The organism is Scopulibacillus cellulosilyticus, assembly GCF_042665295.1.
GTDB classification, from domain to species: domain Bacteria; phylum Bacillota; class Bacilli; order Bacillales; family Sporolactobacillaceae; genus Scopulibacillus_A; species Scopulibacillus_A cellulosilyticus.
The window spans coordinates 80177-104114 of the sequence record NZ_JBHTCO010000010.1 but is presented as its reverse complement, the minus strand read 5'-3'; the positions used below and the strand labels follow the sequence as shown (position 1 = coordinate 104114).

Sequence of the window (23938 nt, the reverse complement as noted above, 5' to 3'; positions counted from 1 at the left end):
AATGAAGTTTTGAATATAAGCCTGTATGCAATCTATTAAACTTAAAAACAATGACCAAAAATAAATTAATTTTAGGAGGTTTTTTATAATGGCAAATCTTTCTCAAGGCATTTCTAAAGTAGATGAATTAAAAGAATTGGATAAAAAGTATTATCTTCATCCAACAACTGTGCCAAAGGCATTTATCGAAAATGGACCTAAAATCATTTTTTCTGAAGGTAACGGTATCCGTGTAAAGGATATCAATGGTGATACGTATATAGATGGCGTATCTATGCTTTGGAACGTTAATTTAGGGCATGGTCAGAAAGAGCTTGCCGATGCCGCCCGCAAGCAAATGACTAAACTTGCTTACGGGTCATCATTTTACGGATATTCAAATGAGCCGGCCGTTCGTTTGGCAGAAAAGGTAGTTTCTCTTGCCCCAGGTCATTTAAGCGCCATTTATTATACGTCCGGCGGTTCTGAATCAAATGACACAGCATTTAAACTGGCAAGATTTTATTGGCATTTAAAAGGGAAACCGAATAAGAAAAAGATCATTTCAATATCTAACAGCTACCATGGCGCTACAATCGGAGCGGGAACGGCAACCGGGATCGATGCATTTCACAGCTTTGCAGGATCAAAAGACTCTGACGTTATCCATGCTAAGGCTCATTTAACAAATTGCGAATCAGGCGATAAGAGCGATCCAAATTACGAAAAATCAATCCGTTATACGATTGAAAAAGAAGGCTCTGATGCGATTGCAGCCGTCATTATGGAACCAGTTCAAGGAGCAGGCGGTATTCATATTGCTCCAGACGGCTATTTGAAAGCGGTTAAAAATCTTTGCGAAGAAAACAATATTTTATTTATAGCCGATGAAGTCATTTGCGGATTTGGACGTACAGGTAAGATGTTCGGTGTCGAAAACTGGGATGTTGTACCAGACCTTATGAGTGTTGCAAAGGGAATCACAAGCGGATATTCCCAATTGGGCGGCGTTCTTATGAGCGAGGAAATAAGAAATACTCTAGTTGAATACGATCAAATTTTGGGCCACGGTTTTACCTATAGCGGACACCCGACTGCTTGTGCAGTGGGATTGAAAAACCTTGAAATTATTGAACGTGATCATATTGTTGAAAACGTAAAAAATATGGAACAGGAATTAAAAAAAGGCTTTAAGTATTTAGAAGAAAATCATGTTAATGTAACAAAAACGAGAGCGCTTGGTTTAATTTCCGGATTCGATTTACAACAAGACCGTGATGCGGATATACCGTTTGATCAATCGATCAGGGCCGCGCAAGAAGTCGCTGAAGAGTGTTACAAACGTAAGCTTATCTTAAGAACAGCAGATTTTGAAGAAGGGAAAAATATTATTGCTATTGCTCCGCCGCTTATAACAACAAAAGAAGATATAGAGGAAATCATTAATATTATTGACGAAGCCATCACAGCCTTTGAGAAAAAAATTAAGTAAGTGCTTGTGGAAGGTAAGGAGGGTTTCCTTCTGCCTTCCAAACTTTAATTTTATATGGAGGATTGGCTAACGATGAATAAAACAATAGCCCTCAAGACGAAAGTTGCAGAGTTTTTAAGCGGCAAGAAGAGATTGTATATTAATGGTGAATTTATTGAATCAGCTTCCGGAAAAACATTTAAAACCTATAACCCTTTTTCCGGGGAGGTATTGGCCGAAGTAAGTGAAGCGGAAGAAGCAGATGTTGATAAAGCAGTAAAGTCAGCGAAAAAGGCCTTAGAGGAAGGTCCTTGGTCCAAGATGAGTGCAGCGGAAAGAAGCAAGCTAATTTATAAATTGGCGGATCTTATCGAAGAACATAAAGAAGAGCTTGCCCAGCTTGATACCCTCGATAATGGCAAGCCAATTAATGAGATGCGTATCGCTGACATTCCAAATACAATTGAACAGTTTCGTTACTTCGCCGGCTGGGCAACAAAGATCACAGGGCAGACGATTCCTGTATCCGGTTCTTATTTCAATTACACCCGTCATGAACCCGTAGGCGTAGTTGGACAAATTATTCCATGGAATTTCCCGATTAATATGGTTTCTTGGAAAGTGGCGCCAGCATTGGCTGCCGGTTGTACTGTTGTGTTGAAACCTGCAGAACAAACGCCGTTATCTGCTCTTTACTTTGCGGAGCTGGTCGAAAAAGCCAGCTTCCCGAAAGGTGTCGTTAATATTGTTACAGGGTACGGTAATACAGCAGGCGATGCCCTTGTCAAACATCCGGAGGTTAACAAAATTTCATTTACTGGTTCTACTGCTGTTGGCAAGCGGATTATGAAGGAAGCTGCAAATACAATGAAACGCGTAACACTTGAACTGGGAGGCAAATCTCCAAATATCGTGTTACCTGATGCTGACTTGTCGAAGGCGGTTCCAGGTGTGTTTTCAGGCATTATGGCTAACCAAGGCGAGATATGCAGCGCCGGGTCAAGAGTTTATATTCATAAGAAGCATTTTGATCATGTTGTTTCCGAACTTGTCTCTTATGCGAAAAATGTTAAACAAGGTAATGGATTAGATGAAGATACAGAAATGGGGCCGCTGATTTCAAAACAGCAGCAAGAGCGTGTTGTTGATTACATTAATAAAGGCAATGATGAAGGCGCGCGAATGCTGACAGGGGGAGGACATACTGACAACGGCTATTTCGTCGATCCAACTGTTTTTGTTGATGTCAGTGACGACATGGCAATCGCTCATGAAGAAATTTTTGGACCGGTTGTTGTCGCGATGCCTTATGAAAATTTAGATGAAGTCATAAATAGAGCAAATAATTCTTCTTATGGCTTGGCAGCCGGTTTGTGGACAGAAAATGTTAAAAGCGCCCATAACATGGCTAATCGATTAAAAGCAGGGACAGTATGGGTGAACTGTTACGATGCAATGGATCCAGCTTCCCCGTTCGGCGGCTATAAACAATCAGGTTTTGGCCGTGATATGGGGTCATATGCCTTGGAAAATTATACAGAAGTCAAAAGCGTCTGGATTAATTTGAGATAGATATATTTTTGAAACCATTAAATTGTAAGCGCTTTTTGTAAACCAAAAGTTCAGAGGAGTGCAGGGAGATTATTTTTATTGTTGGTTAAGTCTCGGTATTAATGTAATCTAACATAACATTTACAGGCTTATTTAATCTTCCTATATTCCTGCTGGGATTTTGGTTTATTTGTGATGAGGTTTTTAGAATGGCATTTAAATTTCAAAGATCTAGAAATTATTAACTTTGAACCGGGAATCATAGACCTTCTCTCTTATTAAATAGAAGTAAAAGGTATTTAGAATTAATTTGGGATATGTTGCCTTTATTTTCGAAAACAATGGAGGGTAAATATAAATGGAGACATCTATAAAGGCTGATATGGTGCTTTCAAGTAATGCTGTATTTACGGGTTTGGAAGATAAACCAATTAATGCGGTTATCGCAATTAAAGGAAATAAAATTATTGCGATTGGCTCACAAAAAGAAGTTGCATCTTTTATAGGAAGTGAGACTAAAAGATACGATTTTAAAGATGAACTGATAATGCCAGGCTTTAATGACTTTCACATCCATTTGGAACAAGGCAGCCTTTCGGAATATTGTGCTGATTTAAGCGGTGCTGCATCTGAGCAGGAAGCTGTCGATATTTTGAAAAAACATGTTATGGAAAACGATAACAATGAGATTGGTAAAGACAAATGGATTTTAGGGTTTGGCTGGTATCATGTGTTTTGGGATGAGCCGAAGTTACCTCATCGCTCTTCGATAGATAAAGAGTTCCCGGATAACCCTGTTTGCTTATTAAATTCGGATGTCCACGGGGCTTGGTTAAATAGCAAAGGACTTGAAATTCTAGGCATTAATCGTGATACACCTGATCCGCATGGCGGGAAAATTATAAAAGATGAAAATGGTGAACCGACCGGTGTATTAGATGAAAAAGCTATAAATTTAGCGGAATCTATATTAAAAGTTCCGTTAGAGCAACATCCGCGTTTTCTTAAAAAATTTTTAGAAAAAGCAGCTGAATATGGCGTAACTTCAGTGACTGATGTTTCTCCCCTAAGAGAAGAATCTGATTTGGACTATATCAAAACATGCGGGGACTTTGAAAAAAGAGGAGAACTGACTGCTAGAATACATTTTTCATATGAAATAAATGGAGAATTAGATTATCCAAAACAATTAAGGGAGAAATATAAGTCAGAAATGTTGAAGTTCACGGGATTAAAAGGATTTTTAGATGGCGTTCCTGCAACATATACAGCCTATTTGCTTGACCCGTACCATGATAACCCTTCAACAAGCGGTGAACCGTTACTTGATCCAAAGGAAGTAAAGAATTGGGTGAAGGAAGCAGATAAAGAAGGATTTAGAGTTAGATTTCATGCCTGCGGGGATGGGGCTATTCGTTTGGCGTTAGATTGTTATGATTTAGCACAGCAAACAAATGGAAAAAGGGATTCCAGACATTCGATTGAGCATGTCGAGACCGTTAAACCAGATGATTTAGATAGGTTTTCTGAACTTGGAGTTATTGCTTCTATGCAACCGGAACATGTCGCATTATTTGAAAAGTTTTCAGAAAACACCTATCCGTCTCGATTAGGCCCAAATCGGGCACCTTATTTTCCAATAAAAACTTTAATGAATCATGGCGCGACGCTTGCTTTTGGCAGTGATTTTCCTATAGTCAGTTTAAATCCAATGTACGGCGTTTATAGAGGAATCACAAGAGTTCATAATGATGGGGAACCAAAAGGCGGATGGTTTCCGGAAGAAAAAATATCATTAGCTGAAACTTTACGCGCTTATACACTTGGCGGTGCTTATGGAAATTTTGAAGAAGATCAACTGGGGACACTTGAGGCAGGAAAACTGGCAGATATTATTGTTCTTAATAGAAATCTTTTTGATGTTGAGGCTTCGGAGATTTTAAATTCTAAGGTGAAATTAACCATTGTTGACGGGAAAGTTGTTTATAGCAATTTAGGGGATGCTGAAAAGTTTAATAAGACAGAATTAGAGTCATTAGAAAGACTGTGAAACTGCAAAATTCGGTTTTAAAAAGGAGGGATAACATTGAAAGTTGAGAGGCATTTTATTGAATTTGTCCCGGAAGAAGAAAGACATGGGAGTGTACGAAGTTTATTCCCGATGTGGTTTGCAGCAAATATGTCGCTTTTTACAGTAGTTACCGGCGGTTTAGGCGTTGAAGCAGGGTTAAATTTATTTTGGAGTGCGGTCGCTATTCTGATAGGCAACCTTGTCGGCGGGATTTTTATGGCTTTACACTCTGTGCAGGGTCCAAGATTAGGGATTCCTCAAATGATTCAAAGCCGGGCACAATTTGGTGTGATTGGTGCAGTTCTCCCGCTCCTTCTCGTCATTATAATGTATGTGGGTTATGGTGCAACTAATACAGTTATTGCCGCACAAGCGCTTTCTTCCATATCTCATATTTCCGTCAGTTGGGGAGTTATCATTATAAGCGCTGTAACATTTTTAGTTGCGATTTATGGACATGACTTAATTCATAGAGTTCAAAAAGTTCTATCGGTTATAATGGGACTTTTGTTTATTTATGTAACCATAGTTGCTTTTCGGTTTGGATTTCCATTAGATAACTGGTCGCCAGGTCAATTTAAATTGACACCCTTTTTACTTCTGTTAGGTGTTTGCGCAACTTGGCAACTGACATATGCGCCTTATATCGCGGATTATTCACGTTATCTTCCGCGAAATACTGATTCAAAAAAAGCGTTCATCTATACCTACGGAGGTTCAGTCCTTAGTACAGTCTGGTTAATGATTTTAGGAGCAATACTTACGGAAACGATCCCCCGCTTCTTAGACAATGCCAGCCACGGGGTCGCAAGTCTTGGCGGTTTTACATGGTCAATGATTCTTTACAGCTGTATTATTATCAATACAATGGGCGGAAACGTGCTTAATATTTACGGAGGTTTTATGTCTATTACTACCGTTTTGGATACTTTTGTAAAAATAAAATCAACCATTCAATCAAGATTTGTGTTGCTTTTGGTTACTTCGATAATGGTTGCATCCCTTGGCGTATTCGGTCACGAAAACTTTGTTAACAATGTGCAAAACTTAATATTAATACTTTCATATACTTTGTTCCCTTGGACGACAATCAACTTAGTTGACTTTTTCTCCTTACGTCACGGCGAATATAATATAAATGCTTTGTTCGATTACAATGGCATGTATGGAAAATTTAACTGGAAAGCGCTAATTTCCTACCTGATAACGGTTGTCTGCGAAATTCCTTTTTTAAACACTACAATATATATAGGACCTATTGCAAAACTGCTTAACGGGATTGATCTTGCTTGGGTTTTAGCGATAACTATTCCTGGTATACTATATTACTATTTAATGAGGAAAGAAATTAAATTAGTAGAAGAAAGGCAGTCAACGATTTTGTAGCACTCAAGTCTTCAGGTTGAAATTTGTGCTTTTATATAAACCTATAAGAGGTGAAATAATGAAAGAGGAAAATAATCAGAGTGTGGTAAAAACGCCTCCTGTTTGGCTTGCTTTAGTACCAATTGTGTTTATGGGAGCTTCCCTTGCGGTCGGTATTGGTATTTACGGGGCAGAACCGCACGTTCCGCTTTTGTTAAGTACTGTTGTTGCAGTCCTTGTAGCTTTAAAATTAGGCCACTCTTGGAAATCAATTGAGGAAAGTATAACAAAAACGATTAGTGTTTCGATCAAAGCATTACTAATATTGGTGATAATAGGCAGTTTTATTGGTGCTTGGATGGCGGCAGGAATTGTCCCTTCAATGGTTTATTATGGTTTAAGTGTTTTATCGCCAACATATTACCTGCTTACGGCGTGCGCTATTTCTGTTCTTGTTAGTATTGCGGGAAATGCCTGGTTCGCTGCCGGTACGATTGGTGTTGCTTTAATTGGCATTGGACATGGTTTGGGTCTACCGTTGCCTATGGTTGCCGGAGCAATCATTTCAGGTGTATACTTCGGTGACAAAATGAGTCCTTTATCAGATGTAACTAATTTTACATCGGCGGTTGTTGGCATTGATCTGTTTGATCATATTCGGAACTTAATGAATACAACAGTCCCTACACTGATTATTTCACTTATACTGTATACACTTCTTGGATTTAAATTTCATGGAGAGAGTACGGATTTGTCACACGTTGCAAAAATCCAGCATATACTTTCTGAACATTTCGTTATTTCTCCCTTCTTATTAATCCCATTGCTGTTTATTATTTTAATTTTTGTCTTAAAAATACCGGCTATTCCAGGGTTAACAATCGGGGTTATTATTGGTGCGCTTTGTGCTGTTTTTGTCCAACACGTTTCAATAGGCGATATAATATCCACAATGAATGAAGGGTATAAAGCCAAAACGGGTAACAAAATTACTGACAGTTTGTTAAATCAAGGCGGCATTCAAAGTATGATGTCTACAGTTTCCCTAATTCTGATTGCTCTATCATTTGGGGCAACCCTTGAGAAAGCGAGAATATTGGAAGCTATCCTTGGACCATTGCTCAGGAAAGTAAAACGGACGGGCAGCCTGATTGCCGCAACTGCTTGTACATGTTATGTTTCCAGTGCTGTTGGATGTGATCAATTCATGTCCGTAGTTATTCCGGGACGTTTGTATTTAAATGAATATAGAAAACGCGGTCTGCATCCGAAACTTCTGGGAAGGACATTAGAGGATTGCGGTACAGTTAGTACGAACCTGATCCCATGGACCACCGGCGGTATTTTTATGTATTCTGTCCTTCATGTTTCCCCGCTTGCATATGGGCCGTGGGCATTTTTCTGCTATATGAGCAGCGTTATAGCGGTCATTTACGGGTATTTTAATATAAGAATCAACCGTCTGCCGGTCGAAGAACAATCTGAAGAAGACAGCGCAAGGTTAAATAAAGATCTTAGCTTGCCAATTGAATAAATATAATAAGCCCTTTTTTCGAATATTAAGAGAGCTCTTCTTTCGGATTGTTTTAGTAATGACTAAGACATAACCAAAAGTCGAGCTTTTTTTTTACGTTAGGAAAGTATAAATTGGCATCAATGTTGCTAACTCGACGCAGAAGCCAATTTTAAGTTCTAAGTATAAGTGGGTGTTCCTACGCCGAAGTTTATTCGAAGAAGTATCGCAACTTCTCGTTACAGCTCGTAGTAGTTCGAGAAGTATTGTATGGTGCTCCTGCGCGACGTTATTCAGAGAAGCTTATCAAAGCTGCAATGATGTTTATTCAGGTAGCTGCTTAACTCGCTCTGTCTTCGCCTTTTAGGCTTGCCAATCGGCAAGTTTTCTTTACTTTTCATAGATTAATTTTCAACTTTAAATTCTGGAATTATTCGAAAATTTAGCATTGACACACTTTTAATTATTGTGTAGACTTTAATTAGGGAATAGAAAGGGATATATTCCGAAATTAATGTGCATATCGAAGGAGTGAGCATTATGGGTACTGACACTACGAAATCAGGTTCTAATAACCGTCGCCTTATAGACAGTGATTTATTCCGTGATGTAATCGGTCACTTTGCCAGTGGTGTCACGGTAATTACGACAAGGCAGGATGAAACGAATTTCGGGGTAACAGCAAGCGCCGTAACTTCTCTATCTGTTGATCCGCCAATGTTACTCGTTTGTATTAACCAAAAGACCGGTACGTGTCATGCAATATCGCAGTCGAAAACATTCGGGGTGAACATCCTTCATGAAGATCAGGGTGAAGTAGCTTTACAGTTTGCAAGACCAAATACAGATAAATTTAAAGGGATAGATATATCATATGGCGAACTGGGCGAGCCTTTATTAAAGGAAAGTTTGGCTAATCTGGAGTGCCGGGTTGTTGAAGAAGTCACCGGAGGCACACACTCCGTATTTCTTGCTGAGGTTCAAAATGCAAGAGTAGAAAAAGGCATGCCGCTAGCCTATTTTCGAGGGAAATTTGGGCATTTTCAAGAAGCAAATGATGAGAGAGTTTACAGGAAAATTCGACAGTTAGTTCTTGAGCGGAGCTTTAAGCCCGACCAGCCGCTGGCTCTCACTGAACTTGCTTACCAGCTTGATGTACCACGTCAAGCCGTTTATTACGCAATGACTCGATTAGAAAACGATGGACTTTTGATCCGGGAAGAAGAAGGTTGTTACATTGTTAGTCCTCTCGATGCCGAAATGCTTAATGATGCATTAGACACACGCTGTGCTTTGGAAACTGCAGCAATTGAACAGATAACTGGCCGACTCTCTAATGAAGAACTGATCGAGCTTCGAAAGAGAATGAAGGAAACCATTGCCAGTGCAGATGGGAAAGCTGTCCCCGCAGAGGATTATATCGAGGCAAATACGGCTTTTCATGATTATACAATTGCTGTTACGAAGAATGCCACAATGCTTAATACCTACCGGAGGGTTTCAGCGGAAGCTGTGATGTCAAGTGCCTTAAGCGGGGCGCTTAAAGCAAACGACAAGATGGCCCAAAAAGAACTGACAAAATTGGATGAGGATCACATTGCTCTGACGAACGCCATTGAAAAAGGTGATGTTGAGGAAGCTAAACAGGTGATTCGCCGGCATACTGAAAATGCCAAGCGGCTCGGACGATATTTAATTGACAATGCAGGAGGCAAGATTTAAAACCAGTCGGTAAATGAACGAACAAAGGAGGAAATAATATGACACTCATGACCGGCGATGAATATCGTCAATCATTAAATGATGGACGCGAAGTCTACATTGACGGCGAGAAAGTTAAGAATGTTGCCGAGCATCCGGCATTTAAACCTATTGTGGATGTGAAGGCCCGCATGTATGACATGAACCATGAAGAACGTTACGCCGATGTTTGTACAACAAAACTGCCGGACGGGGATACAATCTGCCGGCCTTATAAGCTGCCAAAGGACAAGGAAGATCTGACAGCGATCCGTCGTTATGTCGAGACGGTGCTGGATGACTTAGGCGGCGTCGTCTACCGTGTCGGGGATGAAACAATTGGAGAGATGTGGTCCCTTTATGATGCCCAAGACCGATTAAATGAAATTGACCCTACATATGCAGATAATATCAGGCATCATGTTGACCGTGTAGCGAGAAAAGATTTATTTCACGTTTCAGCGAACACCGACCCGAAGGGCGACCGGAGTAAACTGATTGAAGGAAAAGACGGAGGCACACTGTTGCATGTTGTTGAAGAAAATGACAAAGGGATTGTCGTACGGGGCGCTAAGTTTGAAACAGCCGCAGCTTATGCCCATCAAGCCTTTGTCAAGCCGACCATCTCCAATTGGACAAACGAAAATATGGATCCGTTTGCGTGCGGTTTTATCTGTGATATGGGCTCGCCCGGCTTAAAACATATTTGTCGTTCATCGCTTGGAAAAGGAAGAAGTCCTGAAAATTATCCGATGTCCACACAATTCGATGAACTGGACACGCTGCTTGTCTTTGATGACGTGCTGATTCCATGGGAAAACGTATTGTTCCACCGCTCAATCGAATCGGCCCAATATATTCGGAACACACTGCATCGATATTCCGCCTTTAATTATGTTCTGCGAATTTTAAGACGTGCGGATCTCTTGATCGGAACAGCCTTATTAAATGTTGAACAGACAGGATTGACCAAAATTCCAGCAGTAAAAGAGAAACTTGCCCAGCTGATCAGTTACAGGGAAGGGATTAACGCCCACCTTACAGCGGCAGTCGCTGAAGCGGAGAAAAGCCCGGGCGGCCTGATGATGCCCAATCAGTCACTTCTCTATACGGGACGGATTTTTGCATTAACGAACTTCCCGGCAATGGCTCATCTGACAAGGGAACTCGTTGGCGGCCAGCTGGCCATCAGTCCTGATGCAGAAACGGTTTCTGATCCGAAAGTTAAGGAATATATTGACAAGTATTATTCTGTCGGCGGTTGGACTTCAGAAGACCGGACAAAGCTTCTCTACTTTGCCCGCGACTTGCTTAATTCATCCTATGCCGGGCATAAAATTACCTTTGAATTATTTGCCCAAAGTCCGCCGTTTGCCCAATATTTAGCAGCATATAACAGCTTTGATTTGGAACAAGTGCGCGAGAAAGTGTGTAAGGCAGCGAACCTCGCACCGGAGGCCGTTAAAAGATAAGGGGTGGTCGAAGTGAAAGTACATGCCGCTGGAAGTTTACAGCTTCCTTCTTCGGTACTCACCATCGGAGCATTGGATGGAGTCCATCGCGGCCATCAAATATTGATCAGCCGCGCGCAACAACGTGCCAAAGAGTTTGGAGTACCAATGGTGGTGTATACATTCGATCCGCCGCCAAAAGTCTATTTTCAGCATTCAATTCTTTTGACACCGCTCGAAGAAAAGATACGCAGACTTAAAATTCTTGGAGTAGATGATTTAATTATCGCGCCTTTTGACACTAAATACGCTTCAAAGGGAGCTACAGCTTTTCTTGATGAGATTTCAGAATTAAACCCGCTGGAAATTTGGGAAGGCTCCGATTTCCGATTTGGCAGAAATCGGGATGGGGATACAAGTACATTATGTAAGCGTTTTAATGTGCATTCTTTGGAACCTATAAGATGCAATTCAGGCAAGATTATCTCATCAAGCCGAATTCGCAGTTATTTGGCAGCGGGAATGATAGATCAAGCCGAACAGCTTTTAGGATGGTCATTGAAAAGCTCTGAACCAATCGAAGTGTAATAAGAAATAATTTTAGGAGTTAAAATGATTGACCATAAGAAATGTTAAAAAGTTAAAGAATTCGATCGTTATGCAGATTATATTTACTAAAGTAATGAATGTAAATAAGGAGGAATTTTGACAATGGAGATTCAAAGATTCAGGAAATTTGAAACAAAAAACTTTTATCCTTCCGACATGGGCGAAGAAAAGCATCATATCAAAAATGAGTTGAGTATGGCAGTTAGAGCTGAAAATCGTATATTCCTCAGGGGACAAACAGGTTTCGATCTCGAAGGCAATTTCCATGGTGAAGGAAATCCCGCTGAACAAGCTGAAAATGCATGCCGTTGTGTTAAGCAGTTACTTGAGGAAGCGGGGGGCAGTGTTAACGATATTTGTAAAATGACCGTATATGTGACTGATCGTTCGTATCGGAGTGAAGTTTACGGTGTGATAGCAAAACATTTTCGCGGTGTTTACCCATGCAGCACAGGTCTGGTTGTCAATGGTTTGGCTCTTCCGGAGATGTTGATGGAAATTGATGTAGAAGCAGTAATAAGCGGCGATTAATGTGAAAGATTAAAAGTTTAAGTGACGCCACTTACGCTCTAATGAGTTGTAGGTGGCCGATCAAGGTTAAGGAGATATAAAAAAGATACTATTTTTATATTCAAAAATGACGTGATAAAAAGTTTATAATCGATTATTTAAAAAGATTTTCGGAAATCATCCGGTCTATTCAGTTTTATTCAAATGAAATGGGGGAGTTAAAATGAATATTACGAGTACTTTTTCAGTAGCGGGACGTTGTTCTGCAACGGGATCGTTAGGTGCTGTCGTTACTTCAAGCAGCCCCGCTGTTGGCGCACGTTGTTTGAGCGTCAGGGGACAATCAGGTGTCATTCTTTCGCAAAATGTTACTGATCCCAGGCTTGCCAGTATAGGATATTCCGCCCTCGAAAAAGGTTACGATGCGGAGGCTGCTGTACGGGCAATGAAGAATGTAACGCCATATCCCGATTACCGTCAGTTGGCTGTAGTGGACGCTAAAGGCGGATCGAGTGTTTTCACTGGAAAAAAGGCTCTAGGTGTTCACGGGGAATTTTGTTCAACAAATGTGGCCGCTGTCGGTAACCTTTTGAGTGACCCCGCTATACCAGAGGCTATGGGCAGACACTTCATTGAGCAAGAAAGTGTTTCTTTGCCGGAAAGACTTATTTCGTCGATTGAAGTCGGTTTTGAAATGGGGGGAGAGATGGATCAAGAGCACTCTATAGCTTTACTTGTTTATACGGACGAGCTTATTCCTTACGTTGACCTTCGAGTGGATTACAGTGAGGACCCCTTAAGTGATCTTAAGAAATTATGGGAGATCTACGGTCCGCAGGCTGAGGATTATAAAATACGGGCGATTGAACCTGCCAGAGCGCCTTCTTATAATGTTAAGGGCGACGAATAGGTGGGGTGAAAGATGAGTAAAAACCGCACCGGGCGACAAGTTTCAGATGAAAGACATGAGCTGAAGCAAAGTCTGCGTAATCGGCATGTGACTATGATTGCGTTAGGCGGGATTATTGGAGCGGGGCTCTTTGTTGGGAGCGGAGCAGTAATTAATGCAACGGGCCCGGCAGCTATACTTAGTTATCTTCTCGCCGGGGGGCTTATGATTTTAGTTATGCGTATGATCGGGGAGATGGCGGTAGCCTATCCATCAACAGGTTCAATCTCTGATTATTCGAGAAAGGCTTTAGGAAATTGGGCTGGTTTTACCGTCGGCTGGCTGTACTGGTATTTTTGGCTGATTGTACTGGCCATTGAAGCTGTTGCGGGGGCAGGGATACTAGTGAATTATTTAAATATTCCGCCTTGGCTGTTATGTTTGTTGCTGATCTTGCTGCTAACTTTAACAAACCTTTATTCGGTTAATTCTTATGGTGAAGCGGAGTTTTGGTTAGCTTCAATAAAGGTTATAGCAATTATTGCCTTCATTGCTGTAGGCGTATTATACCTGATCGGTCTGTGGCATGGACATTCACCCGGCTTTTCAAATCTTTACAGCAAAGGCGGCTTCTTCCCAAAGGGGATAGGTGCGGCTTTTATCGGCAGTGTAACCGTCCTTTTCTCGATAGGAGGCGCGGAAATTGCTACCATTGCTGCAGCAGAATCTAATAATCCCGCTAAAAACGCGGCAACTGCAACAAAACAAGTGATGTACAGAGTCTTTTTTTTCTATGTCGTTTCAGTTTTTATCATCGTAGCCATAGTACCTTGGAACGTTAAGTTTGGCGGAGTGGCTATTCAAAGCCCGTTTGCTATTGCGCTTAATCACTTGGGTATCCCCGTAGCGGGAACCATTATGCAATTTGTTATTCTGACTGCCGTTTTAAGCTCACTGAATTCGTGTATTTACATTACTTCAAGGATGCTTTTTGCCCTTACAAAACAGGGAGATGCGCCGCGGATTTTTTTTAAAACGACGAAACGCGGTGTACCGGTATGGGCAATTCTTGCAGGAACACTTTTCGGTTATGTAGGTGTAATTCTTGACTACTTTTTCCCTAACACTGTTTTCTTGTTTTTAATAAACTCGGCCGGTGCGGTTTCTCTTTTTTATTACCTAATTATTGCATATTCCGAAATAAAGCTTCGACGAAAGCTCGAACGTGAAGCGCCGGAAAAATTGAAGTTAAAAATGTGGTGTTTCCCTTATTTAACTTATTTTTCTATTAGTTGTATGCTGGCGGTTCTAATCGTTATGTTATTTCTGCAAGATACGCGTTCGGAAGTTCTTATGAGTTTTATCAGCTTTATTGTTATTCTCCTGGCCTACGCAATACATGCTAAACGTAAAAAAAGGCTTGGACAATATATTGACAAGCCAGTAAGCGGACAATTTGAGAATTAATAATGTCTAAGAAAGACAGGGATATTTCTCATATAAATATATTGCTTCCGGATATTTCCGGAAGTTAATTTCTTTTTAAGGAGGCACTTTATGGAATTAATAGATACTTTGCACATTGATTTAGACCGACTTAATAGCGACCTTGAAAAATATGCGCGGTTCGGGAAAGACCCAAAGGGAGGGATTACAAGACCCAGTTTTTCTCAACCTGATCTTGGCGTTCGTAAACTATTTATTAAAGAACTTCGTCATCTTGGTTTAGAGACTACCATTGATGGGGCTGGAAACATTTGGGGAAGGCTGAAGGGAAACGGGAAAAAGTCAGGAAGCATTGTCATCGGTTCCCATTTGGACACTGTCCCAAACGGCGGAAAATATGATGGTGCGCTGGGCACTCTCATGGCAAAGGAAGTGATACAAACGCTGATTGAAAATGGTATCACCCCTGAACATGATATTGACATTGTATCTTTTACCGCAGAAGAGTCAAATGATTTTAATATCTCAACTTTTGGCTGCCGTTCATTTGCCGGTCGTTTATCAACTGACTTTTTAAAAGATGTATCCGATTCAAAAGGTCTTCGTCTTGTTGATGCACTGAATCGGGTTGGGGGCGGAATAGAAAACTATTCATCTATGAAGCAATTAAGAAAGGACAAAAAAGCATTTATCGAACTTCATATTGAACAAGGCAAACGTTTGGAAGATAAAAATATTTCCGTTGCTATAATAGATAATATGGTGGGCATTTATCGAAATAAAGTTACAATCACAGGTGAAGCCAATCATTCGGGAACAACGATGATGAATAATAGAATAGATGCGTTGACAGCTGCTTCAGAAATGATTTTATCTGTTGAGAGATTTGCCAAGGATGACCCAACTGATCTTGTAGGGACGGTAGGCAAGTTAGATGTATCACCGAATGCGGCTAATATTATACCGGGCAAAATTGAATTTATATTAGAGATAAGAGGAGAAACTGAGGAGAGAATTAATCATACCTTGGAAGAAATCCAGAAGTGCTGGCAGGAAATAGCCAGAAAGCGGAAAGTAATAATTGATCAAGAGGTTATTCAGAATCAAAAGCCAGTCAAAATGGATTCAGATGTAGTTCGAATATTACAGAAGACAGCTGAAGATTCATCCGAACCTTACCTGATATTAGCAAGTATGGCACGACATGATGCCGGATACATGGCAGAGGTCTGTAAATCGGCAATGATCTTTGTTAAAAGTATCGATGGTAAAAGCCACTGCCCGCAAGAATACAGTACACCTGAAGATATTGAAAAAGCGGGAAACTTATTATTGCAAGGAACACTTAATGTTGATCGGGAAATAGACTAAAAGATACAGGTATTTATTTGTGCTATTTTTGACTTTAATAATAAATTTAAAACCTTCCTGTCTTATGAGACAGGGAGGTTTTCTTCGTAAAAAGTCTTTATAGTTGTTGAAGATTACAACTTGTAAATTTACAAGATTATATTGAAGTTAAAATCCTATATCGACCATTTTCGACACACTATTGCAATTTTTACAAAATACAATTACAATTAAATTATAATAAATTCACTAAATCTTCTAAAATATGGTTTTGGTTAGGGGTTGTTGCTGTTGTCGCAAGTCATAACGAGTCTTCGTGATTCAATAGATTCAGTGAAATCTGAGGTTATTGAATGGCGAAGATATTTTCATAAATATCCTGAATTATCCTTCAAGGAAGAAAAAACTTCGCAATTTGTATTTGAAAGATTGCAAACCGTTGAAAACCTGGAAATTTCACGTCCTACAAAAACAAGTGTAATGGCAAGATTGATTGGCAGAAAACCAGGAAAAATTATTGCGATGCGTGCTGATATGGATGCACTGCCAATTCATGAAGAGAACGATCTTCCATTTGCTTCTAGAAACGATGGCGTTATGCACGCATGCGGACATGATGGCCATACAGCGATGCTGCTGGGGGCTGCGAAGGTATTGGCTCAATATAAGGATAGCATCAATGGGGAGATTCGATTTATCTTTCAACATGCCGAAGAATTGCAGCCAGGCGGCGCTCGGGAAATGGTCAAAGCAGGTGTATTGGAAGGTGTAGATCAAGTGATCGGCATCCATCTTTGGTCGCCAATGCCTGTTGGTAAGATTGGCATTTGTTATGGATCGGCGACAGCTGCTTCTGACATGCTTGATATTGTTATTCAAGGAAAAGGCGGTCATTCTGCCAAACCTCAGGAAACTGTTGACCCAATTGCTATAGGTTCACAAATCGTCAGCAACCTTCAGCATATCGTTTCAAGGAATATCGATCCGTTAGATTCTATTGTTATTTCATTAACCAAATTTAACGGCGGGGATGCATATAATGTTATTCCGGATACTGTTTCTTTAGGCGGTTCAATTCGAACTTTAAATCAGAATATACGAAAAAAACTACCTGACCTTATTGAACAAGTTGTTAAAGGTATTGCTGAAGCTCACGGTGCAGCATATAAAGCAAATGTTACCTTTGGATATGGTTCTGTTATCAACGATGAAACAGTGACAAAGGCTGTTGAAGAAACGATTGTTGATGTTTTTGGTAAAGAAACCTTGATCAAAATGCCCCCGGAAATGGTGAGTGAAGACTTTTCAGCATATTCTAACGAAAAACCGGCATCCTTTATATTTGTTGGGGCCGGTAATGAGGAAAAAGGTATTGTATATCCACATCACCATCCGCGTTTCACAATTGACGAAGCTGCTTTGAATCATGGGGTAACATTATTTGTCAATGCTGCATTAAAGCTGTTAGGCGAAAATTAAGTTAATGAAAGGAAGGGAACGTGATGAAATATATCCATCTGCTTTCCATATTGCCTTTTCTAGGCATATTAGTTGGAATTATTTTTGCAAACAGGGTAACCCCTTATGTTTTGGGAATGCCTTTTATGATTTTTTATCTGCTTTTATGGCTCGTTTTAACGTCAATCATTTTAGCTGTTGTTTATAAGTTTGACCCTCAAAATAAAGGGGAGGAAACCACCAATGAATAGTGCTCTTATCATTATGGCTATATTCCTAATAGTGACCATTTACCTTGGCGTTCAAGCCAAAAAAGGGAAAGATATGGACCTCGAGCAATGGACTGTCGGAGGCCGGGGTTTTGGCAGTATATTTGTATTCCTGTTAATGGCCGGCGAAATCTATACAACCTTTACATTTTTAGGAGGAAGCGGCTGGGCATACAGTAAGGGCGGTGCAGCCTTTTATATTATTGGCTATGGAGCATTAATGTATGTTATTTCGTATTACCTTCTTCCGCCTGTTTGGAAATATGCAAAGAAGCACAATCTTATGTCGCAATCAGATTATATGATAAAAAAATATAATAGCCCTTATCTTGGGGTATTAGTGGCCATTGTCGGCGTTATTGCAATGATTCCGTATCTTATTACTCAATTTCAAGGATTGGGGCTTATTGTATCCGAAGCATCTTATGGATTAATTTCACCAACGCTGGCGGTTTGGATTGGAGCGATTTCAGTCACTGTTTATGTCATGGTTTCAGGTATTCATGGCTCAGCATGGACAGCTGTTCTTAAGGACATTATGATTTTAGCTGTTTGTATCTTTCTGGGTATTTATTTACCGCTTCATTATTACGGCGGCTTTGAGCCGATGTTTAAAGCTGTTAATGCCGCGAAGCCAGGGTTTACAGCACTTCAAGATAAAGGTTTGAGTCTTTCATGGTTTATTTCTACCGTATTATTGACGTCACTCGGCGCCTATATGTGGCCGCATACGTTTGGGGCATCATTTTCTGCAAAAAGTCCAAAAGTGTTTAGAAAAAACGCAATTTTTATGCCATTGTATCAGATGATTTTAATGTTCGTGTTTTTAGTAGGATTTGCAGCTATTCTGCAAGTTCCAGGTTTGAAAAACGGCGATCTTTCATTACTGCGTTTATCCGAAAAGACTTTTGACCCATGGTTTATTGGTTTAGTAGGAGCTGCGGGATTGCTGACAGCCATTGTTCCGGGTTCATTGATATTGATGACTTCTGCTACAATGTTATCCAAAAATGTGATTCAAGTGTTCGCGCCAAAAATGCCGGATCAAAGCGTTCCAAAACTGGCAAAGTACTTGGTACCGATTGTTGCATTAATAACAGTGTTTGCTACGCTTAAAGGCGGCAGTGCACTTGTACCTTTACTTTTAATGGGATATAGCTTAGTAACGCAGCTTTTCCCAGCCATTGCATGCAGTTTGTTAAAACGTAATCCAATCACTAAGGCAGGTGCTGCTTGCGGTATTATTGCCGGCATTTTAGTTATTGCCTATACAACAATTACAGGAACTACAATAGCCAGTCTATTTCCAAGCTTGCCGCAAACCCTTAAAGACCTTAATATCGGTGTTGTAGCAATGGTTATTAATATCATTGTCATGATTGTTATCAGCCTCGTTACGAAAAAAAACATGAATGAAGAAACAATTAAAGATGCTAATAAAGTTAGTGCTGGTTAACAATGTGAAAATTTTAAATTTTTGTATTAAAAATGGAGGAATAAAACATGCTGGATCAATTGTTTAAGAGACTTGAAGAATTATATCCTGAATTAGTAGAATTTCGCCGGGATCTTCATATGCATCCTGAACTTTCATTTCAAGAAGTTGATACACCTAATAAGGTGGCTGAATATCTCGAAAATTTAGGGATTGAAGTGAAAACCGGAGTAGGCGGAAGAGGTGTTGTAGGTTTTCTAAAAGGCGGTAAGCCGGGTAAAACCGTTGCGCTTAGGGCTGATTTTGATGCACTGCCTATCCAAGATGAAAAAGATGTGCCATACAAATCTAAAGTCCCAGGCGTTATGCATGCCTGCGGACACGATATTCATACGGCAGGATTACTTGGCGTTGCCAAAGTGTTAAGTGAGGTAAGAGACGAGCTGGAAGGAAACGTTGTCTTTATTCACCAGTTTGCGGAAGAAGTAACGCCAGGCGGGGCAAAAGCTATGGTAGAAGACGGCTGCTTGGATGGCGTCGATGCTGTATACGGCGCCCATGTCTGGTCTCCTGATCCATATGGTACTGTATTGTTCAAAGAAGGCTATGCAACAGCTGCGGCTGATTCATTTGAAATTAACATTCAAGGTAAAGGCGGACATGGTGCGATGCCTAATACAACGATTGATTCACTAGTCGTTGGCAGCCAGCTGGTTTTAAACCTTCAACAAATCGTCAGCCGCCGCGTTGATCCGCTTAACCCTGCGGTCGTCACTGTAGGATCTTTTCACAGCGGACAAACCTTTAATGTTATTGCTGACACAGCAAATATTAAAGGAACTGTTCGGACATTTGATGAGGAAACAAGAGATCTTATTGAAGAAGAACTTCGCAAAGTTGTGAAATCTACATGTGAAGGTGCAGGAGCAACTTTTACAATAGACTACCAACGCGGTTACCCGGGTGTATGGAATGATCCAGAGGAAACAAGAAGGGTTGAATCCCTTACTAAATCTATTATCGGCGAAGAAAATGTCAAAGAATTAGTACCAGCAATGGGCGGGGAAGACTTTTCCTACTATGTAAAAGAAGTCCCGGGTACATTCTTCTTCGTCGGAGGAAGAAATCCAGATATCAATGCTACCTACCCGCACCACCATCCAAAATTTGATGTGGATGAAAGGGCAATGTTAGTTACAGGGAAAATCTTTATTGCAGCTGTTTTTGACTATTTAACTAATGGAAAAGTACGCCCATTGACAATAAAAGAAACAAGCGTATAAAGAACACTTTCCGATTGGCAATCCTCTTTAATCATAAAATAGCAAAAGTCACTTTTCATATTGTGAAAAGTGACTTTTTGCTATTAAATGTGCATCATATCGTCCCTACTAATATACTGGCAATAACAACAGAACCAATGGTTACGGTCGTAAAGCCGCCGATTAACATTGGGGTTAATATCTCATTAAAAATTGCCTTTTCTTCTTCTTTATTCCGGCTCACACTGCGGCTGACTTCCTCGCTGATTAAATAATCCCCCGGGAAGCCAAATGTGGCAGTCAGAGCAACGGGAATTCCCTTCAAAGGATCCCATTTTACAATTTTTGAACCTACATATCCTCCAATAATAATACCAATAATTCCGATGATGATAATTAACAGCATTTGCGGTAATGTTTTTATAAACATCATAGGTGTAATATCATTTAATGAGACGGTTACCATGAATATTAAACCGATCATACCTACTGTAAATGCGTTAGCTCGTTCCATGACGCGATCAGGATAAAAACCGGCATATCTCCCGATAATACCAATAGCAAGCGCCCATAAGCTGTAGGAAACATGGGTATAATGGCCTAAAATAACCGCTAAGGCGCCGCCGATAATAACTTGGAAAAATAAAACAGTGGTCGTTTGATATTTTTCCGGAATCCATGTTTTTGCAGTTGTTTCCGACTTTGCTTGCGGATCATCAGCAATCGTAGCAGCTACATAATTGCCATTATCCATAGCTTGACGAACTTTTAGAGCATGTCTTCTAAGTAAATTTGCAGTGAGAGGCATTCCAAACAAACCTTGAAAAGAAAGAATTAAAACAGGAATAGTAATTAAACTGGTTAAACCTAATGCTTTTAATTTTTGTGAGGTAATAAGGAAGGCTATAATACCGCCTGTCAATGGTCCTACCCCTGATACAGCTGTTTTATAGTCAAATACAAGTGTAACAATCGTAATGATGAGAATACTGGAAACAGCAATACCAAACAGTGCTATAAAAGCTGCTCTCCATTGAACTTTCATTGTTTTAATAGGGATTAAAGTTCCCATATGAACAATGATTGGGGCGGAGCCAAGTACGGCGCCAACTTGAACAAATGTCGAATCAACAATCATTTTTTTAGGCAATATACCTGCCCATGTAAGTGCAAGATAGCCAAGAAGTGCTACGAGCAGCATTGGGATTTTCGCCCGCGTCGCAATAGAAATGATTTCTCCAACAACGATAATGCATAAAATAATCGCTGTTGCTACTGTAGGATCATGTAACATCAGGTCCCTCCTTAAATAAAAATATATTTTTATAAAAAGACGAATGATACTTAGAATGAATGATCATTCGTCTCTTGTTTACCATCTAAACAACGGAAAATGATTCTCCTATGTTGTGAATATTACGACAATTGGTTATAAGAAAAATGTTATTTAAGCAATTTAAATGGCGCGTTAACCAGGATTTTAACACCGTCCTCCAGTGAATCTTCATCTACAGTAAATTTAGGATGATGGTGGGGAGCCGTGATACCTTTTTCTTTATTCCCAGCGCCAACCGGTATAAAGCATCCCGGTGCTTTAGTTAAGAAAGCTGAGAAATCTTCGCCGCCCATTGCCGCCGGCGGGTATTCGATATAATCTTTTCCAAACACCTCCTCAATCATTTCTTCCATCTTTCTAGTGACGTTTTCATCATTATTGACACTGGCATATCCGAACTGATAATCAAGCTCATATGAAGCACCATGGGCTTCAGTTACACCTTTAATAATCTTCTTCATCAATTTAGGCGCATTGTTACGGATTTCAGGGTTAAAGCTCCGCACAGTGCCGCCAAGTTCTACAGATTGCGGGATGACATTGTTAGCTGTACCGCCGTGAAACTGTGTGACCGAAATGACTAATCTTTCAATTGGATCAGTATTTCGAGAGACGATATGCTGAAGATTGGCGACCACTTGCGAACCAATCGCCACAGGGTCAATGGCATTTTCCGGCTGCGAAGCATGACTGCCTCTCCCATGAATTTTTATCTCAAATGTATCAGCATTAGCTGTAATTGGACCATAACCGATACCAATTTTTCCTTTTGGGAGCAGAGACATCAAATGCAACCCGACGATTTCATCGACACCATCCATGACACCTGCGTCGACCATTTCCTGCGCACCTCCGGGAGGAAGCTCTTCGGCATGCTGGAAGATAAATCTTACTTCACCATTTATATCATCCTTCATTTGCGACAATATTTTTGCCGCTCCTAAAAGCATGGCAGTATGTCCATCATGACCGCAAGCATGCATGACACCTTTATTTTTAGAAGCAAATTCAAAATCATTTTCTTCTAATATAGGCAAGGCATCCATATCCGCCCGAAAAGCAATGACTTTGCCTGATGCTTGTCCAATTAAGCGGGCTACCACGCTTGTTTCAGTTGGGCGGGAGACTTCGAGATTTCCAAAGGATTGAAGTTTCTCATAGACAAATTGTGAGGTTTCCTTTTCTTCAAAAGAAAGTTCGGGATTTTCATGAAGGTATCTTCTCCAATTAATCACATCTTGTTTAACACTATTGACTAAGTCATTTAATGATGTTGCCAGTGCCATAACATGACTCCTTTCGAGGATATATGATATTAGTCCTAATTATATTGAATTGTTAGTTTTGTGTCAATATTAAATTTTCTGAAATTTAAGCGAGTTTTCATTGATTTAATTTGGCAAAATTTATACTACCATACAAGTATGCTAGTATGGTAGTATGGTAATAGAAGGAGGAAAGCAAATGAACGGATTAAAGAATAACGTGAATTCTTCAAGAGATACTGTGTATCAAATTTTACGAGAAGAGATTTTAACATTGAAGCTTGAACCTGGAACAAGCATTTCTGAAGCCGAAGTGTCAAAAAAGCTTGATGTGAGCCGTACGCCGGTAAGAGAAGCTTTTCTTCGATTATCTCAAGAGGGATTATTAGATATATATCCACAAAAAGGAACTTATGTTTCATTAATTGATTTAACCCTTGTTGAAGAAGGAAGATTTATGCGGGAACAGTTAGAGAGGGCTGTTATCAGGCTGGCGTGTGAAAATTTTCCCGTTGAGCAGCTTATATCATTAGAAATGAATTTGAAAATGCAAGAGCTGCATGTTGAAAAAAAAGATTACACAGGGATGTTTGAACTCGATGAAGAGTTTCACCGTATGATCTTTACAGGCTGTAATAAAAAGAATATATGGCTTGCGATTCAAAAAATGAATTTTGATTTTAATCGTATCAGAATGTTGAGACTATCAACTAATTATAATTGGGATGATATTTTTTCTCAGCACTCCAAGATTGCTGAGGCTATAAGGAATCGGAACCCGGATCTTGCCGAAAAGACTATGGAAGACCATTTAACAAGCGTTATGGTTTATAAAGAAGAACTTAAGCAAAGTTATCCGAATTATTTTAAGTAAAAACTCACCATAGGGTGTTTTCAGTTTAAATGAAAGCGATGTCACTTCCCCTATATGGGGGATAGGATGAGTATTTTTGTAAGCGGCGCCAAAA

At 40.1% G+C, this 23938-nt stretch carries 19 protein-coding genes; 17 read left to right on the top strand and 2 right to left on the bottom strand.

Features of this window, described 5'->3' with window-relative positions; genetic code table 11:
* The first annotated feature begins 88 nt into the window (after positions 1–88).
* The 16 genes from ACFQRG_RS09370 (at position 89) to ACFQRG_RS09295 (ending at position 20390) form a co-directional block, all read left to right on the top strand.
* Positions 89–1471, top strand: coding sequence for an aminotransferase family protein (locus tag ACFQRG_RS09370; RefSeq protein WP_380965629.1), 1383 nt, complete (start codon positions 89–91; stop codon positions 1469–1471).
* Between the two features lie 72 nt (positions 1472–1543).
* Positions 1544–3022 (top strand): aldehyde dehydrogenase family protein, encoded by a 1479-nt coding sequence (locus ACFQRG_RS09365; RefSeq protein WP_380965628.1) that lies wholly within the window; start codon positions 1544–1546, stop codon positions 3020–3022.
* 337 nt (positions 3023–3359) lie between these two features.
* The gene (locus ACFQRG_RS09360) at positions 3360–5051 is read left to right on the top strand and encodes an amidohydrolase (RefSeq protein ID WP_380965626.1); all 1692 of its coding nucleotides are present in this window, start codon (positions 3360–3362) and stop codon (positions 5049–5051) included.
* 36 nt (positions 5052–5087) lie between these two features.
* Positions 5088–6458: a purine-cytosine permease family protein gene (locus ACFQRG_RS09355; RefSeq protein WP_380965625.1), complete on the top strand. Its 1371-nt coding sequence runs from the start codon at positions 5088–5090 to the stop codon at positions 6456–6458.
* A 58-nt stretch (positions 6459–6516) separates the two neighbouring features.
* On the top strand, positions 6517–7971 hold the full coding sequence (nhaC, locus tag ACFQRG_RS09350; RefSeq protein WP_380965624.1) for a Na+/H+ antiporter NhaC: 1455 nt from the start codon (positions 6517–6519) through the stop codon (positions 7969–7971).
* 519 nt (positions 7972–8490) lie between these two features.
* Positions 8491–9672 carry a flavin reductase gene (locus tag ACFQRG_RS09345; RefSeq protein ID WP_380965623.1) on the top strand — a complete coding sequence of 394 codons (1182 nt, stop codon included), beginning with the start codon at positions 8491–8493 and terminating at the stop codon, positions 9670–9672.
* A gap of 38 nt (positions 9673–9710) precedes the next feature.
* Positions 9711–11162: a 4-hydroxyphenylacetate 3-hydroxylase family protein gene (locus ACFQRG_RS09340; protein ID WP_380965621.1), complete on the top strand. Its 1452-nt coding sequence runs from the start codon at positions 9711–9713 to the stop codon at positions 11160–11162.
* 12 nt (positions 11163–11174) lie between these two features.
* Positions 11175–11729 carry an FAD synthetase gene (locus tag ACFQRG_RS09335; protein ID WP_380965620.1) on the top strand — a complete coding sequence of 185 codons (555 nt, stop codon included), beginning with the start codon at positions 11175–11177 and terminating at the stop codon, positions 11727–11729.
* A gap of 123 nt (positions 11730–11852) precedes the next feature.
* Positions 11853–12281, top strand: a complete 429-nt coding sequence (locus ACFQRG_RS09330) for a RidA family protein (protein ID WP_380965619.1) — start codon at positions 11853–11855, stop codon at positions 12279–12281.
* A 202-nt stretch (positions 12282–12483) separates the two neighbouring features.
* Entirely contained in the window at positions 12484–13170 is a 687-nt protein-coding gene (locus tag ACFQRG_RS09325) for a DUF1028 domain-containing protein (protein WP_380965618.1), read from the top strand.
* A 12-nt stretch (positions 13171–13182) separates the two neighbouring features.
* On the top strand, positions 13183–14616 hold the full coding sequence (locus ACFQRG_RS09320; protein WP_380965617.1) for an amino acid permease: 1434 nt from the start codon (positions 13183–13185) through the stop codon (positions 14614–14616).
* Between the two features lie 90 nt (positions 14617–14706).
* On the top strand, positions 14707–15966 hold the full coding sequence (locus ACFQRG_RS09315; protein ID WP_380965616.1) for a Zn-dependent hydrolase: 1260 nt from the start codon (positions 14707–14709) through the stop codon (positions 15964–15966).
* Positions 15967–16236: 270 nt separating this feature from the next.
* Entirely contained in the window at positions 16237–17424 is a 1188-nt protein-coding gene (locus ACFQRG_RS09310) for a M20 family metallopeptidase (protein WP_380965615.1), read from the top strand.
* 23 nt (positions 17425–17447) lie between these two features.
* A complete protein-coding gene (locus ACFQRG_RS09305) occupies positions 17448–17654 on the top strand; it encodes a DUF3311 domain-containing protein (protein WP_380965614.1) in 207 nt (68 codons plus the stop codon).
* Positions 17647–19128, top strand: a complete 1482-nt coding sequence (locus ACFQRG_RS09300; RefSeq protein WP_380965613.1) for a sodium:solute symporter family protein — start codon at positions 17647–17649, stop codon at positions 19126–19128. The genes ACFQRG_RS09305 and ACFQRG_RS09300 overlap by 8 nt, the downstream gene beginning before the upstream one ends.
* 47 nt (positions 19129–19175) lie before the next feature.
* On the top strand, positions 19176–20390 hold the full coding sequence (locus ACFQRG_RS09295; RefSeq protein WP_380965612.1) for a M20 metallopeptidase family protein: 1215 nt from the start codon (positions 19176–19178) through the stop codon (positions 20388–20390).
* A gap of 94 nt (positions 20391–20484) precedes the next feature.
* On the opposite strand, the gene ACFQRG_RS09290 is transcribed toward ACFQRG_RS09295, so the two are convergent.
* Together ACFQRG_RS09290 and ACFQRG_RS09285 are read right to left on the bottom strand one after the other, a co-directional pair.
* Positions 20485–21663 (bottom strand): hypothetical protein, encoded by a 1179-nt coding sequence (locus tag ACFQRG_RS09290; protein WP_380965611.1) that lies wholly within the window; start codon positions 21661–21663, stop codon positions 20485–20487.
* A 149-nt stretch (positions 21664–21812) separates the two neighbouring features.
* Entirely contained in the window at positions 21813–22991 is a 1179-nt protein-coding gene (locus ACFQRG_RS09285) for a M20 family metallopeptidase (protein ID WP_380965610.1), read from the bottom strand.
* 178 nt (positions 22992–23169) lie between these two features.
* Here ACFQRG_RS09285 and ACFQRG_RS09280 point away from each other — a divergent pair, with 178 nt between their 5' ends.
* Positions 23170–23844: a GntR family transcriptional regulator gene (locus ACFQRG_RS09280; RefSeq protein ID WP_380965609.1), complete on the top strand. Its 675-nt coding sequence runs from the start codon at positions 23170–23172 to the stop codon at positions 23842–23844.
* Positions 23845–23938: the final 94 nt, after the last annotated feature.

Excerpts from the sequence above, each read along its gene's own strand:
- ACFQRG_RS09370 (WP_380965629.1), top strand. The coding sequence starts at position 89 with ATGGCAAATCTTTCTCAAGGCATTTCTAAAGTAGATGAATTAAAAGAA.
- ACFQRG_RS09365 (WP_380965628.1), top strand. The coding sequence starts at position 1,544 with ATGAATAAAACAATAGCCCTCAAGACGAAAGTTGCAGAGTTTTTAAGC.
- ACFQRG_RS09360 (WP_380965626.1), top strand. The coding sequence starts at position 3,360 with ATGGAGACATCTATAAAGGCTGATATGGTGCTTTCAAGTAATGCTGTA.
- nhaC (WP_380965624.1), top strand. The coding sequence starts at position 6,517 with ATGAAAGAGGAAAATAATCAGAGTGTGGTAAAAACGCCTCCTGTTTGG.
- ACFQRG_RS09345 (WP_380965623.1), top strand. The coding sequence starts at position 8,491 with ATGGGTACTGACACTACGAAATCAGGTTCTAATAACCGTCGCCTTATA.
- ACFQRG_RS09340 (WP_380965621.1), top strand. The coding sequence starts at position 9,711 with ATGACACTCATGACCGGCGATGAATATCGTCAATCATTAAATGATGGA.
- ACFQRG_RS09330 (WP_380965619.1), top strand. The coding sequence starts at position 11,853 with ATGGAGATTCAAAGATTCAGGAAATTTGAAACAAAAAACTTTTATCCT.
- ACFQRG_RS09325 (WP_380965618.1), top strand. The coding sequence starts at position 12,484 with ATGAATATTACGAGTACTTTTTCAGTAGCGGGACGTTGTTCTGCAACG.
- ACFQRG_RS09320 (WP_380965617.1), top strand. The coding sequence starts at position 13,183 with ATGAGTAAAAACCGCACCGGGCGACAAGTTTCAGATGAAAGACATGAG.
- ACFQRG_RS09315 (WP_380965616.1), top strand. The coding sequence starts at position 14,707 with ATGGAATTAATAGATACTTTGCACATTGATTTAGACCGACTTAATAGC.
- ACFQRG_RS09305 (WP_380965614.1), top strand. The coding sequence starts at position 17,448 with ATGAAATATATCCATCTGCTTTCCATATTGCCTTTTCTAGGCATATTA.
- ACFQRG_RS09300 (WP_380965613.1), top strand. The coding sequence starts at position 17,647 with ATGAATAGTGCTCTTATCATTATGGCTATATTCCTAATAGTGACCATT.
- ACFQRG_RS09295 (WP_380965612.1), top strand. The coding sequence starts at position 19,176 with ATGCTGGATCAATTGTTTAAGAGACTTGAAGAATTATATCCTGAATTA.
- ACFQRG_RS09290 (WP_380965611.1), bottom strand. The coding sequence starts at position 21,663 with ATGTTACATGATCCTACAGTAGCAACAGCGATTATTTTATGCATTATC.
- ACFQRG_RS09285 (WP_380965610.1), bottom strand. The coding sequence starts at position 22,991 with ATGGCACTGGCAACATCATTAAATGACTTAGTCAATAGTGTTAAACAA.
- ACFQRG_RS09280 (WP_380965609.1), top strand. The coding sequence starts at position 23,170 with ATGAACGGATTAAAGAATAACGTGAATTCTTCAAGAGATACTGTGTAT.